At 50.8% G+C, this 15338-nt stretch carries 9 protein-coding genes; 3 read left to right on the top strand and 6 right to left on the bottom strand.

Going from position 1 to position 15338, the window contains the following annotated elements; translation table 11 throughout:
* Positions 1–14 precede the first annotated feature (14 nt).
* Both ggt and EDC63_RS03015 read left to right on the top strand, forming a co-directional pair.
* A complete protein-coding gene (gene ggt / locus EDC63_RS03020) occupies positions 15–1772 on the top strand; it encodes a gamma-glutamyltransferase (RefSeq protein ID WP_132920879.1) in 1758 nt (585 codons plus the stop codon).
* 279 nt (positions 1773–2051) lie between these two features.
* Positions 2052–3572 carry a SulP family inorganic anion transporter gene (locus tag EDC63_RS03015; RefSeq protein ID WP_124947452.1) on the top strand — a complete coding sequence of 507 codons (1521 nt, stop codon included), beginning with the start codon at positions 2052–2054 and terminating at the stop codon, positions 3570–3572.
* A gap of 226 nt (positions 3573–3798) precedes the next feature.
* Here the strand turns inward: EDC63_RS03015 and EDC63_RS03010 are convergent, their stop codons facing one another.
* From EDC63_RS03010 to EDC63_RS03000, 3 genes are all read right to left on the bottom strand, one after another.
* Positions 3799–4116 carry a hypothetical protein gene (locus EDC63_RS03010; protein WP_124947453.1) on the bottom strand — a complete coding sequence of 106 codons (318 nt, stop codon included), beginning with the start codon at positions 4114–4116 and terminating at the stop codon, positions 3799–3801.
* Between the two features lie 2 nt (positions 4117–4118).
* Positions 4119–4424, bottom strand: coding sequence for a hypothetical protein (locus tag EDC63_RS03005; RefSeq protein WP_124947454.1), 306 nt, complete (start codon positions 4422–4424; stop codon positions 4119–4121).
* 88 nt (positions 4425–4512) lie between these two features.
* Complete coding sequence (locus tag EDC63_RS03000; RefSeq protein WP_124947455.1) at positions 4513–10959, bottom strand: choice-of-anchor D domain-containing protein; 6447 nt, start codon at positions 10957–10959, stop codon at positions 4513–4515.
* Between the two features lie 346 nt (positions 10960–11305).
* Between EDC63_RS03000 and EDC63_RS02995 the strand changes: the two genes are divergently transcribed.
* A complete protein-coding gene (locus tag EDC63_RS02995; RefSeq protein WP_124947456.1) occupies positions 11306–12283 on the top strand; it encodes a helix-turn-helix transcriptional regulator in 978 nt (325 codons plus the stop codon).
* Positions 12284–12442: 159 nt separating this feature from the next.
* Here the strand turns inward: EDC63_RS02995 and EDC63_RS02990 are convergent, their stop codons facing one another.
* From EDC63_RS02990 to EDC63_RS02980, 3 genes are all read right to left on the bottom strand, one after another.
* Entirely contained in the window at positions 12443–13303 is an 861-nt protein-coding gene (locus tag EDC63_RS02990) for a hypothetical protein (protein WP_124947457.1), read from the bottom strand.
* Positions 13304–13314: 11 nt separating this feature from the next.
* A complete protein-coding gene (locus tag EDC63_RS02985) occupies positions 13315–14154 on the bottom strand; it encodes a hypothetical protein (RefSeq protein WP_124947458.1) in 840 nt (279 codons plus the stop codon).
* A gap of 490 nt (positions 14155–14644) precedes the next feature.
* The gene (locus tag EDC63_RS02980; protein ID WP_223248400.1) at positions 14645–15301 is read right to left on the bottom strand and encodes a phage baseplate assembly protein V; all 657 of its coding nucleotides are present in this window, start codon (positions 15299–15301) and stop codon (positions 14645–14647) included.
* Positions 15302–15338 lie beyond the last annotated feature (37 nt).

The following is a 15338-nucleotide window of genomic DNA, read 5'->3' as shown; positions in this document are numbered from 1 at the left end:
ATTCGGATGCAATTATGAAAACAAGATTTTTATTTCTCAAGCCGTTTTCCCTGGCCATACTCATAATCAGTCTTAGTTTAACCGCGGTTGCAGATGATCTGAATCACGCACCAGAAGCTGCAACAGGTTTGCAGAAACGGCATGATGTTTTTGCAAAACATGCCATGGTGGTTGCTGCCAACCCTTTGGCCGTAGATGCTGGCATTCAAATGCTGAAACGAGGTGGTTCAGCTGTAGATGCTGCAATTGCAGTGCATATGGTGCTAACGTTGGTTGAGCCACAATCTTCAGGTATTGGCGGTGGGGCATTTATGCTTTACTACCAAAAAAATCAAGCAAAGGTTGAGACGTTTGATGGTCGAGAAACGGCACCTGCAGCGGCTACACCCGATATGTTCATAGGGGAAAATGACATGCCGTTACCTTTTTACGATGCTGTAATTGGAGGGAAATCCGTGGGGGTGCCGGGTGATTTACGTATGCTTGAAATGGCGCATAAACGCCATGGTAAATTGCCGTGGGCAACGCTTTTTGGGCCAGCGATTGCGCTTTCCGAAAAAGGGTTTGCTGTATCACCACGGCTGCATGCTTTGATAGCGCGTGACAAATATCTGCCTTTGCAGACTGCTTCACGGGAATATTTTTATCACGCTGATGGCTCTCCGCTTAAAATCGGAGAAAATCGCAAAAATCTGCAGTTGGCGCGTGTGTTGCGCAAAGTGGCAAAAGGGGGCGCAAACGCTTTTTATACAGGAAAGATAGCTAAAGATATTGTTGCTACAGTACAAGCACACCCTACTAATGCCGGGCAGATGACAGAAGCCGATCTCGCCAATTATAAAGCCAAGGTACGCACTGCAGTATGTGGTAGTTATCGTTCCTATAAGCTATGTGGTATGCCATTACCCAGCTCTGGCGGCATTACTGCACTGCAAATCCTGGGTATTTTAGACCAGTTTGATGTTGCCGCACTTCGGCCTGGTTCTACAGCCGCAGTGCATCTGATCAGTGAAGCAGAGCGTTTGGCTTTTGCGGACCGCAATCAGTATCTGGCTGACAGTGATTTTGTGAATGCGCCTGTAGCGGGATTGCTTGATAAGGCTTATCTGACAAAGCGGGCTGCGCTTATCAGTCTGGATCAGTCCATGGGCAAAGCCGAACCAGGAACACCTTCAGGTACCGTGTCGTCTGTACTGGGGCAGGATAATGCTTTGGAGCTTCCTTCCACCAGCCACTTTTCAATTGTTGATAAATGGGGGAATGCTGTGTCCATGACGGCCTCTATCGAAGATGCATTCGGAAGCCGGCATATGGTTGATGGATTTTTGTTGAACAACGAGCTGACTGATTTTTCGTTCAATCCGGAAGAAGAGGGCAAACCTGTGGCAAATCGTGTAGAGCCGGGAAAACGCCCCCGCAGCTCGATGGCACCTACCTTGATTTTTGATAATCAGAATAATCTGGTTGGTTTGGTCGGCTCACCTGGAGGGAGTTCCATAATCGGATATGTAGTCAAAACGATAATCGGGATTATTGATTGGAAGCTGACTATGCAACAAGCGATTGATTTGCCTAATTTTGGCAGCCGCAATGGGCCAACTGAATTAGAAAAAGGATCATCATTGGAAATGCTGCAGTTGCCGTTACAAGCCATGGGGCACACAGTAAAAGTCAGTGAAGCGAACAGTGGTTTGCATGGTATTGTGCGGGTGAAAAATGGGTGGGCAGGGGGGGCTGATCCACGCAGGGAAGGCGTCGCGCGAGGATATTGATCAGTTGGCCATTTTTGGCCGATATTATCTAAATTTTGGTTTATCTTGAGCGCCTCAGGTTAGATGAAATTGGCATTATTTGCGCATTACCGTGGTGGCCTGTAAAATTTGGCCTGAAATAATCTTTTTCAATCGTTTAGAAACTGCAATACAGTTTTTGCGTTTCTCTCATTTTATGATGCGCCGCATAGAGTTGTCGGTGCATTTCCATTGCAACAATCCAATAATACAAATTCCCATCCATGATTTTGAATGGGTCTGATTTTCTCAAGGCTTTGTATGAACCCACAAAATTTTTCAGAAGTTAAAATCAATGTGTTGAGCGGACTGACCGTGGCGTTGGCGCTGGTTCCAGAGGCTATCGCGTTTGCGTTTGTGGCTCATGTGCATCCGTTGGTAGGATTGTATGCCGCTTTTATGGTGAGCCTGATTACATCGCTTATCGGTGGTCGCCCAGGTATGATTTCCGGCGCAACCGGAGCATTGGCAGTGGTGATGGTGGCATTGGTGGTTCAGCATGGTGTGGAATATTTGTTTGCAACCGTAGTGCTAATGGGAGTGCTGCAAATAGCCTTCGGATTGCTGAAGTTCGGTAAATTCATTCGAATGGTGCCGCATCCGGTAATGCTGGGGTTTGTGAATGGATTGGCTATCGTGATTTTTCTCGCACAGATGGGGCACTTCAAAGTTGCCAACCCGGATGGAACGTTAAGCTGGATGCAAGGTGCACCGCTTTCTATCATGCTGGGTTTGATCGCACTAACAATGGCAATCATCTATTTGTTGCCTAAACTGACTAAAGTCATTCCTTCTACGTTGGCAGCGATTGTGGCGGTTTCAGCGCTGGTGATTTTTTTCGGAGTAGATACCAGGACTGTGGGGGATCTTGCCTCCATCAAAGGCGGATTGCCGGAGTTTTATCTGCCGAATGTACCGTTTGATTGGCACACATTGAGTATTATTTTCCCCTACAGTCTGATTCTGGCCGGTATCGGTTTGATCGAATCATTGTTAACGCTTAACCTTATCGATGACATGACCCAGACCCGCGGCAAACCGAATCGCGCCTGTTTAGGGCAGGGTGTTGCCAACGTTGTGACCGGGTTTTTCGGCGGTATGGGTGGTTGCGCAATGATCGGTCAAAGCATGATCAACGTAACCAATGGTGCGGTTAAAAATATTTCCGGCATTGCTGCTGCGTTATTTTTGCTGAGCTTTATCTTGTTTGCATCCACATGGATCGAGATGATTCCGCTGGCCGCACTGATCGGGCTAATGTTCGTAGTATCGGAAAAAACATTTGAGTGGGGGAGTTTACGACTGTTTGGCAAGGTACCGACATCTGATGTTCTGGTAGTAGTGACTGTTGCGGTAGTGACAGTACTGACGGATCTTGCTGTTGCCGTCATTGCAGGGGTAATCATCTCTGCTTTAGTGTTCGCGTGGCAACATGCCAAAACCATTGAAGTGCATGTCAGTACCGAAGAACATGGCTGGAAAGTATATGACTTGCACGGTTCATTGTTCTTTGCTTCGACCCAGAATTTCATTGGGCTGTTTTCACCCAAGGACGACCCGGTAGAAGTGGTGATAGATTTCAAAAATGCACGGGTAAAAGATCATTCTGCGCTTGAAGCAATCGATTTGTTGGCAGAACGCTACACACAACTGGGCAAAAAATTACATTTGCGCCATTTGAGCCCGGATTGTCTGGAATTGCTGGATAAGGCCAAAGACATGATCGAAGTGAACGTGCTGGAAGACCCGTTGTATCATCCGGCGGATAATCGTCTGGGGTGATTATCAAGCAGGCTTTTTATAGTGAAAATATGTTACTCGCGAAAACCTGCTCTCGAAAGCTTTCAGCCAATCATGATTTACCCAAAGTACGGTCTGTCCAGCAGCTTAAATCGGACTTCAATTTTATCTGTACGCAATCTGGGTTGTATCTTAAAGGCCTCAGCTAAGTGCATTTGAAGAGGCCTTATTTACTAGCCATCTATTTCAGACGAATCATTCCAACGTATTACTTAAGTGCAGCAGCCTGTTGATTAGGGTTGATACTGATACCGTTTTTTGCCAGCTGTTGCACAATTAATTGTGCATTGGCGTTACCCTGATCTGCCAGGCGCTTGGTACCGGCAGCAATAGCATCAAGCTGGGTTCGCATTTTCTTGCCATTTACAATGAGCTGTTCTTGATTATCAAAAGATAGTTTTAAATTTTGCCGCTCTTTATAAAGCTGAACGCTCTGGAAAACCGCCCATATAATCAGTGCAATGGTTAGCAGTATCATGGGCAGTACCAATGATCCAGACTGGTTGTGGGTCATGTCAGGTTCCATGTTTATCCTTGTCGTTTTTTTGTAGGGGCAGGTTGTGCCGTTGGAGGCGTCACTGTAACACTGATGCCCTGCTCATTTAACAAGGCGTTAATCTGGGCATCGTGACGATTGGCAGCCAAATCGGCTAGTGCATGCACCAAAGGTTGATAAATTTTCTCTAACTGTAAACTTTGCTGAATGTACTGAGCACGTTCTGTTATTTGATTCTGAACAGCTTGATTGCTCATAAACAGGCTAATGTTGACAATCACAAGCAGCAAAAAAATGCTGCTGCCCACCGTTAAGAAAGTCTGTTTATTCCCCTGCATAACACCCCCATAATTATTATTCTAGAAGTTTAACACTACAACGGCTACAAGTTATATGCAACCGTATTATATTGTAACGCCAACTGTTTTAATGAAGCTGGATGCGACGGCGCGACACCAGTAATGCGAGCAGACCAATAGCCATCAATAATAGGCTTTCCGGTTCAGGCACGCTGCCCCCCTGAGCAATCACATTGGCTTTGATCAGCAGGGTAATATCTCCCAAAGCACCTGAGTAACCGCTTGCGTTATGTCCCAATGAAGCCAGCAAAATGCTGTCACTGAAACTGCCAAGACCAGACGCATCGAAAGCCACACCCAAACCGCTTTGCTGCCCGCCAGCCGCCAAGTCAGAGAACGTATTAAAGCCGCTGAACAAAAAGTCATTCGCATCAATAAAGCTGAAAATGCCATCCAGCAAATCCGCATACCCTATAACATTATTCAGCACATTCAGGCTGGCGCTGTGCATACCAGAGCCCAGTATCAGGCTACCAAAGTCCAGCACGATTTGTTGTCCCGTGCGTGCCAGGCTACCCTCACCCCCCGCTTTAGCTAAATCCGCTTTCGCATAGTCATTCACCTGTGCGCCGAGCGTGACCGGTACCCCACCTAGCACCAGATCCGACTGATCGGCATCGTGGCTCACAAATGTTGCCGTAGCTGAACCACTAAATAAGCCGTTAGCACTGGTGTTGAGTCCGACCTTCAGGCTGCTGCTGTCAGTCACACTGGCTCCCAGGCCAGCCCCCAGATTACCAGAGGCGGAAAAAACACCTCCTGCGCCAGCGAATGTACCTTGCAGCGTATCGTTCAAGCCCGCTGCAGGTGCGGCATTGGTGACGCTCACCGCAATCGGAGAAACGCTGTCTCCACGATGCACGATCCCAAAATTAACCGCTAGCGTATTGACTTGAGCGACAGCCTGCTGATACACCTTGCCGATCAAATTGACGGCTGCGCTGCCGATTGATACATCAGCAGCATTGGTCGTGCCGGCACCCGTGGAAATGTAATTTACCGTGGCGGTTCCTGTAGAGGTACCCGCCGTGGCGGTATTCAATCCCACTTTCAGACTGGATGCATCGGTCCCTTGCGCTGCCAGATTGGCGATGGAACCGCTACTGGTAAAGGGTGAAGCTGTGCCCCCGATACTGGCTTTCAGGCCTTCGGTAAAGCTGTCGGGTGAACTGTTTGTTACACTCACGTTAGCACTTGGCGCAGTATCACCAACACGGGCAACCAGCGAAACATTGGATGTATTCAGTGTTGGGCTTGCCAGGCGGTAGACATTGCCAGAAACGTTAACTGTTTGCGAAGGCAGATTAGTCGTTCCCAGATTGCTGGTGCCGGTGCCGTCAGAAACCAGTGCAATGGTCGCGCTACCGTTCTTGGCACCGGCACTGCTGGTGTCGATACCGACATGCAGATTGGTGCTATCTGTTGCTTGCGGACCCAATAGGTTGAATGCGCCGGTGGCGGTCACAGGCGCGCTGTTGGAGCTGATGCTGGCGTTGAGTTTCTCGGAGAAGCCGTCATTAATCGCGCTGTTGCTGATGGTCAGCACCTGATCAGTGGCTGTGCCAACACGCACATTACCGAAGCTGACCGGGTTCGGTGCTGCAGCGCTGGCGCTGGCCAGACGGAACACGCTGCCGCTGGTGGTGATGTCACCGCTGACGCCGATGATTTGCGAAGCCAGACCTGTAATTCCCAGGCCACTGGTACCGGTGCCGTCGGAAGCAAAGTTGACCGTCTGTGTGCCGTTAACCACACCTGCAACACCGGTGTTGAGGCCTACGATCATGCTGCTGTTGTTGCTGGAGCCTGCTGCCAGTTGGCTGATGCTGCCGCTGGTAGTGATACGGCCATCCGAACTGGTACCAAAGCTGGCGTTAAGCTTCTCGGAGAAGCCGTCATTGACCGCTGTATTGGCGATATTCAGTGCCTGTTGCACGGTATCACCGACATGGACGTTGCCGAAGTTGATGGCGCCGAGGGTATTGGCAGAAGCCAGGCGATAGACGTTGCCTGTCAGGTTGATCGTCTGGTTCCCCGCTGCAATGGCAGACAAACCACTGGTGCCTGTGCCATCAGAAGCATAGTTCAGTGTTGCGCTGCCACTCTTGGTACCGGCGCTGCTGGTGTCCATTCCTACGCTCATGGCACTGGCGTTGCTGCCACTTGCCGACAGCAGGCTGATACTGCCACCATTATTGGTTGCGGCACCGGTATTGGCACCAAAGCTGGCATTGAGCTTTTCGGAGAAGCCATCATTTGTAGCAGTGTTCTGTACGGTCAGGACCTGACTTGCGACATCGCCTACGTGGCGGTTGCCAAAGTTGATCGGTGTGGGCGTGGTGGCGCCTTGAGCTATGCGGTAGACGTTGCCGTTCACAGTAACTGATTGGTTGCCAACACTGGTGATACCTAGGCCATTGCTGACTCCATTGACGGCCCCTGCGGTACTGTAGTCCAGCGTAACGGTGCCGGTTTTTGCACCCGCCGTTGCGGTGTTGACGGACACGGAAATTGCACCTGTTCCTGTGTTGTTGGTGCCAGCTAAGCGGCCTGCGATACTGCCGCTGCCGCTGGCAGCGCCGCTGGATCCGCCGATGCTGGCGAGCAGGTCTTCGCTGAAGCTGCCAGACGCAGCGGTATTGGCAACCGTCACCCCAGCGGTGTTGCTGTCGCCAATGCGTTGGTTTGCCACAATAACTGGGTTGGGCGTTGCATTGCCGTTCGCAGCGTTATAGGCCGCTGCACCCGCGCCGAGAACGATGTTGAGTTTCTGATTTGCGATATTATCAAAGTTGCTGCTTAGGTTTAACACTTGGCCGCTGAGGGGCGCCAGTGCTCCGGCGCTGGCTGCGGTAAAGGTGACACCGATGTTGCCGGTATTGCTGCCTGGTGCGCCAGTATTGTAGTTGCTGGCTGTCACACCAGCGCCACTAAGCCGCGAGTCGGTGAGGTTGGCACCGTTGACATTGGTCTGGATCGCACCGCGTAGGGTTGGTCCGGTACTTCCAGTGTTGGCAACCTGGTAATTAAAAGTGGTGCTGCCAACGCGCACATTACCGAGCGTCAGCGTAGCATTGGCAGTGCTGCCGTTGCTCACCCCGGCGCCAGTGATTGCCTGCGCGGCGTTGCCGCCTGCGAGGATCAAGCCGGCACCGGAGACGCCGGCGCGCCGATTAAAACTGTTGCCCGAGCCGGCGGCGACGTTGGTGTAGTCGTTGTTGATGGTTAGGTTTTGGGTACCCATATTAAGTGTCGAACCAGCAGCGCCCATCACTAGTTGACCTTGGGTATTTACTGCATTTGTCAGATTGATTATCCCGGTTGGATCGACTCGTAGCGTACCAGAGCCTGTTAAAGCGTTCTGGATCGTCAGCGTGCCATTCTGGGCCCGCATCGTGCCGTTGTTGGTCAACGCTCCATTGACGTTTACAGTGATCGTGCCGCCGGCGTCGGCATTGAAAGTGCCATTATTGGTCAGCGTCGCGGCACCGCCAGCGTAGGCCTGCTGGCCGATGATGCCGGTCTGCCCGTGAACGGTGACGCCCGAGCCGATGACGAGATTGCCAGCTTCGACGTTCAGTCGGTTGCTGCTATTGGCATCGGCGAATACGATATTGCCGGTGCCTGAGATCGTCTGGTTGCCCTGAGGCGCGAGGATGCTATTGTTGCCGATGTTGATCGTACCGTTCAGCACCATGCCGTTAGCGGTGATGCGCTCGATGCCGGTGGCCGTAGCCATGTCCAGCACACCGTTGAGGGTGACGCCGTTGAGTAAGTTAGTGCTACTGTTGTTCGCAATGAACTTGCCATTGCCGTTGCTGTTGAGCGAGCCGCCTGTGACAATGGCGCTGTTGAGTAGCACCGAGCTGCCGACATCGGCGAGTATCGTGCCGGCGCTGTTGTCGTAGCCGCCGCCGGTATTGAGGATCAATTGTCCGCCGTTTTGCGCCCGCATGGTGCTCTGGTTGATAACCGAACCGTTGACGCTCAGGCTGATGCTGCGGCCATTGACATCGGCGGCGATCACACCCTGGTTGGTCAGCGTGGCCGCACCGCCGGCGAAGCTCTGCTGGCCGATAACGCCGTTGCCGCCGCGCACCGTGATACCGGGGCCAAGAATGAGATTGCCGGCTTCGACATTCAGCCGGTTACTGCTATTGGCGTCGGCGAAGAAGATGGTCCCGGTGCCGCCGATGGTCTGGTCGCCCTGGGGCGCGAAGGTGCTGTTGTTGCCGATATTGATGGTTGAGCCATTCAGCGTCAGTCCGCCGGCAAGGCGCTCGATGCCAGTGGCCGATGCCAGGTCCAGCGCGCCACTCAGGGTAACGCCACTGAGAACGTTGCTTCCGCTGTTGCTGGCGCGGAACGAGCCGGAACCAGTCAGGTTCATGTCGCCGCTGATGGTGACGCCATTCTGATTCACCACGCTGCCGGCACCGGCCAGGATCTGGCTGCCGGTGTTGCCGGCAATGCTGGAGTTCAGATTTAGCGTACCGCCGTTTTGTGCGGCCAGTGTGCCGTTGTTGGTGGTGAGGCCGTTAACCTGGATCGTGATCGCGCCACCGGCCACGTCGGCGGCGATGGTGCCGTTGTTGGTCAGGGAAGCCGCGCCGCCGACGAAGGCCTGCTGGCCAATGATGCCGGTATTTCCGCGCACTGTGATGCCGCTGCCGAGAATGAAATTGCCGGCCTCGACGTTGAGGCGGTTGCTGCTATTGGCATCGGCGAAGAAGATGGTCCCGGTGCCGCCGATGGTCTGGTCGCCCTGGGGCGCGAGAATGCTGTTGTTGCCAATGTTGACCGTGCCATTGAGCGTCAGGCCGCCGACCACGCGCTCGACGCCCGTCGCCGACGCCAGATCAAGCACGCCGGTGAAGGTCGCCGCGTTCAGGTAGTTGTTGCCGTTGTTGCTGGTTCGGAACGAGCCGGTGCCGGCGTTGTTGATCACGCCGTTGAGGGTGACGCCATTCTGCAGAATGGTGCTGCCGGCGCCGACCGTGATCTGGCTGCCGAGGTTACCCACGATGCTGTTGTTGAGTACCAGCGTACCGCCATTCAAGGCGGTCAGGGTACCGTTATTGGTAACGGTGCCGTTGACACCGAGGGTAATGGTACCACCGGCCACGTCGGCCGCGATGGTGCCGTTGTTGGTCAGGGAAGCCGCGCCGCCGACGAAGGCCTGCGAGCCGATGGTGCCGGTATTTCCGTGCACTGTGATGCCGCTGTTCAGGGTCAGATTGCCGGCCTCGACGTTGAGGCGGTTGCTGCTGTAGCCGTCGGCAAAGACGATGTTGCCGGAGCCACCGATGGTCTGGTCGCCCTGCGGCGCGAGAATGCTGTTGTTGCCAATGTTGACCGTGCCATTGAGCGTCAGGCCGCCGACCACGCGCTCGACGCCCGTCGCCGACGCCAGATCAAGCACGCCGGTGAAGGTCGCCGCGTTCAGGTAGTTGTTGCCGTTGTTGCTGGTTCGGAACGAGCCGGTGCCGGCGTTGTTGATCACGCCGTTGAGAGTAACGCCGTTCTGCAGAATGGTGCTGCCGGCGCCGACCGTGATCTGGCTGCCGAGGTTGCCCACGATGCTGTTGTTGAGCACCAGCGTGCCGCCATTCAAGGCGGTCAGGGTGCCGTTGTTGGTAACGGTGCCGTTGACACCGAGGGTAATGGTGCCACCGGCCACGTCGGCGGCGATGGTGCCGTTGTTGGTCAGGGAAGCCGCGCCGCCGACGAAGGCCTGCTGGCCAATGATGCCGGTATTTCCGCGCACTGTGATGCCGCTGCCCAGCGTCAGGTTGCCGGCCTCGACGTTGAGACGGTTGCTGCTATTGGCATCGGCGAAGAAGATGGTCCCGGAGCCACCGATGGTTTGGTCGCCCTGGGGCGCGAGAATGCTGTTGTTGCCAATGTTGACCGTGCCATTGAGCGTCAGGCCGCCGACCACTCGCTCGACGCTCGTGCCGCTCGCCAAGTCAAGGTTGCCGCTGAGGGAGACGCCGTTGAGGAAGTTGGCACTGCTGTTGGACGCCACCAGTTTGCCTGTGCCGGTGGTGTTGATCGTGCCGCCGGTGATGGAGCTTCCAAACTGGTTGATCACACTGCCGTTGCCGACATTGATAACGCCGCTGGTGTTATTGATATTGTGACTAGCACCAACTTGGAGTGCCGCCGTGCTCGGTCCGCCGACATTGATGGTGCCGGTGTTGGTAGTGCTGCCGCCACCTTGCAGCGTCAGTGAAAACGCGTCGATATTGATGCCGCCAACGTTGCTCAGGGTGAAAATTGATTGTGCCGTGTTGACGGTCACCACTTTGCTCGCGCCGATGGAAGCGCTGTCAGCCGCTGGGCCGGTCGGCACGATTCCGCATGACCAATTGCTCGCGGTGCTCCAGTTTCCAGTCACTGGGTTCCAAGTGCAACTGGCTGCAGTTGCATATGTTGGTACCCCCATAACAGCAAGAGCGGAAACTACGGCGATGACTGACTTCTTCAAAGGGTGATTGATCGGATTTCTCATGATTACTGCTCCAACTTATTGTTTATTGTAATAAAATAAACTCGTAAAAAAGTTAAGCAAAAAATATGCCATTTTTTTATTAAGTATGATTAACAAATAGTTAAGTTAAATCATAAGCATTTTGTTAACGCAGTCGTCAAATTTTAAGTTAATTCATTTACATATTGTTTTTATTGATTTTTATTAATTTTTATTCGTAATTAATACTCTTAACTAATGCAAATGTATTAGTTGGAATTTGAGTATTCATGGCAACTGTGTAAAAAAAACCGACAGCATATTAATTTCGCAATTCAATTGCTATAGTGATATTGACTGGTCAATTCATATCGAAAAGGAAGCAGCAATGCATTGCGATGAATTTATTCGTAGTATTTATCGCGGGTCAACAGAGTGGCCATTAGCCTATTTTCAGACTAATATTTTTGATTCGCTGTCAAAGCTGATTCCATTTGACTTAGGCGTGTGGGGCCGAAGTGGCGAATTGCCTGAATCCATTGTGGATGTGCATCTCTACCACCAGTCAAAGCGTGAGATCGAGGATTGTCTGGCTGATTTTCAGCATGAGGATTTTTTGGCTGATGCGGTACGTAGCGATTCTGGACAAGTTATCAATCTGGCTGACTTGCTAAGCCACGAAGCGAATATTAAACCGGCTGGCTACAAAGAATTTGCGCGACAGTGGGGAGCGCAACAGGTGTTGTCCACCTGTTGGAATGAAACTATGCCGGGTTTGGTTTGCTTTATGTCATTATGGCGCAAATCACCCCATCATTTTTTTACCGAAGTAGAAAGGAAGACTTTAGAGCGCCTGCTGCCACACATTGCTGAAGCCCATAGGTTAAGCCGAATCGGGTACATGCGGCAATTTGACTTGCCGCACACTTTGCAGAGATCCAAACAGGCTGTGGCTTTGTGCAATTCACGCGGCGTGCTAATTGAAGCTGAGGCTGCATTTTTTCATCTCATTAAAACAGAATGGTCTTCCTGGCGTAGCAATAAATTACCTTTTGAATTGAAGCCATTACAGACCCAAAAGCAGCCCTATCGGGGTGAAAATATCTCCATAAGTGCGCAAGTGATAGATGAGATGGTACTCGTTCAGGTACGTGAACTGAACAGGCTGGATATGCTCGGAAAGAAACAGTTGCAAATCGCACAATGCTACGCCCACGGTGAAAACTATCATGATATTTCCGCAAAATTTTCAATAGCAGAAAACACGGTTCGAAGTCATATTGCCACCATTTTCAAAAAATGTAGTGTGCATAATAAAGCCGAACTTGCCACATTGCTCTTCAAAACTCCCCAAGGTGCTCGATAATAGTGAACGCTACCCAACAATAGTTTGGAATGGTTGGTGTAGTCTTGAATAATGGGTTCAAACGTTTATATTAAACGGCTCAATGTTCTTGCCTCAGCCCGAAATTTCCTTGGGCTGTTTTCACCCAAGGATGACTCGGTAGAAGTGGTGCCATTTACCCTACCAGGGGCGCGGGTTCCCGCATTTATACCCAGGACCATTAATAAACCTTGCTGCTGCCCTTGCATCCGCATCTGATCTGGCCGCCTGTCGTACGCTATTAGGTACCCACGATTTCGGGTAATCCGCGACATCGCAAAGAAACTCTACTTGGACCTGATTAGGAGAATGGAATCGGTTAGCCGTGCCATCTGTCTGATACAATGCACCAAATGCAAAAGCGCCTACCCCGTGAAAATAGAAGTAATCGCAGGCATCTTTTGCTGTACATGCACCAGGTGTACCACAACGGTGCCCTCCGCAAGAGCCATTGTTCCAGTTGTACTTATGTAACCAACCATGCCACCCTTCATGCATAAAATCACCCGCGCGGCTTCCAGGGTTACCATTGGCGGACGTAGCGTTATACAAAGGGCAGTATGTTGTCAGTTCATCTGCGCCAAAAGTATGGGGTGTAAATCCCCCGAACAAGCTGGTTCCGTCACCTGCATCGTGGTACAAACCTGAGTGAAAATTGCTGCCAGCAGCTTCGCCCAGCTTGCGGTAGTCTGTAGTGCCATGCCAGGAGCAGCAATTGGCATCTTGTAAACCATAAGTCACAAGATAGGCAGCATTCCAGTGTTTAGGGAACTCCATATTGGCGTTACACGCGTCGTTCCAGCCACGGTTGTTCCAGTCAGACTGGCGTTGGTCATATGCCTTGTAGGACCAGAGAAAGAAAGCTTGCCAGCAGCCATGGGTGTTCCATAAATCATTATCAGCCGTACTGGCTGAAGACTGATTGCAAACAGCTTGCGCCACAGAGCTCTGGAAAACGAATGTCAGCATTAAGCCAGCCAGTAATATACGAAAAATTTTCATGATGTCCTCCCTTAAAATTTAGGTGGCCGGCCAACTGTTTCTTTGGGTTGTGGTTCAGCTTTTTCAGGGCCAGGGGGCATAATTTCCGGATGCGTTTTCAGGTAGACGGCGAGCTTTCGGTTGAAGGATTCCTTTGGCTCATCGGCCTGTTTGACCAGTCTGTCCAGAAAAATGACTTCATCCTTGCGAATAACCGATTTCAATATCTCCCGGGATTTAGCATCGTAATTATGGTTCCAGAGGTAAGCAGCAATGGCTTCTGCCCTGACGATGCGGGATGGGTTTTTTGCAGCTGCCTCCACCACGAATTGATCAGCCTTTTCGTTACGCAAATATGCTAATCCATCAATGGCTTTAGCCTGCAGCATTGCCAGGTTGGTTCGCTCAATGATTTCGCCTTCTACCACCGTGCCTTTTTCTGGAAGAGGTTGTCTTGCAAATTTGACCATGCATTCCATACCAGCCTGGCTTCTTGCTTCGCCAATCAAACTGAGCGCTACTAATGCACGACTATGGTCTACATCCTGCTTGGCAAATGCTTCATCGCAAAACGCCATGATGATATCGGGATTTTCTCTTGCGCCCGCAACCATTTTCCGTACAATTTCATCCTGCGATTTGGTACTGGCGCCAGCCCAGTCAATAAATGCCAGCGCATTTTTTTTTGCTTCCTCTCCAGTGCCAACCAACGCAGGGGCTTGACGTTTTGCGAGTTCTTGAACGGTTATGCTTGGCTGCTGGCTGGGTCTGGACTGGGTGTTTGGGGGTTGAGCCGAAGTTTCAGTAGCATTGGCTGAAATTCGATGCTGCAACAACATCACCGGAAGGAGTACCAAAATCAATTTCGTCATGTTTCTCATCATGTCTCCTTGTGTCGTGAATTATAAAAATGTGGTTTAGCTACATTTTTATGTATAAAAGGACAGCGTCAAACCTGATTTGATAAAGTGGAATTGTCCAGAGTGGACTTTTTCATCATTCGTTGTACAGTCATATTTCGCAGATTTTCCAAGAAAAAAATCGCTTTTTATCTGGTACAATGAATAAAAGTAACAATAGCAAATTATTGAAAGTTTTCAATTGGGCAAAAATGTCCCGGAATCCAAAAATAACGGGGTAAACATAACCCATTGAGCAATGACGGTTCAACGCAAATGGAAGTAATTTTTCATTATCCTGTGCATTGTTAAGGTCTGCGCTGAATAAGTTAGTTCACCCCCATACTTGAATAACGTTTTTATTGTGTAAAACAATGGGAATTGAATTGTGAATAAATTAAATTAAAATTGAATAAATGCTGAAAATAATGCCATGAACGTTCAAATTTGCATGGTCAAGCTTTTACCAGATATTCCCGGCGCCAGGTGAATAGCTGTTGCTAATGACGCTATTGCTGATGAGCGTGTCGCACTGCACAACACCGCTGAATTTCGACATAGCGGCGTTTATATTAAATGCACTTGAATTAATCTCGACCTGGCTGGCGTTGACAGTGACTTTCGTACTGGAGTTGAGTGTAATGCCGTTTGCCGCAAGTACTACGGTGTTACCGTTGCTATCTACTATCTCGATTGCTCCAGGTTCATCTTTGAGTGTGATTTTTTGACCCTGAGGTGTTTCGATAACAAGACTCTCCTGGGTGCTTAAATCATCCAGGGTGATCTTCAATCCATTTCTGGAACGTATCACTTTTTTGTTATTGTCATGATCCATTTTTTCCGGAGGAGGGTTAGTCTTGTTCCATAAGCTGCCTATTACACAAGGGCGTGCCATATCTCCAGCTTCGAATGCAACCAGGACTTCGTCATTCACGTCAGGGATAAACCATGTTCCCCGATTCAAGCCAGCCATCATGGTGGCTAAGCGTGCCCATGTTTCATAGCTGTGTTGGCCTGCAGACGCGCCAATATGAGGAATGCTTATTTTTATACGGCCTAGATCATTGGGGTCAACATTTTCAATGACTACCGCCGGATAAACACCATTTAGTTTTCTCATGTATCCTCCACTTGGTAAATCGGGTTTGTGTTGAAAA

The organism is Sulfurirhabdus autotrophica, from assembly GCF_004346685.1.
Taxonomy (GTDB): domain Bacteria; phylum Pseudomonadota; class Gammaproteobacteria; order Burkholderiales; family SMCO01; genus Sulfurirhabdus; species Sulfurirhabdus autotrophica.
Note: the sequence above shows the minus strand (reverse complement) of the source record. Positions and strands in the feature narration are given on the sequence as shown.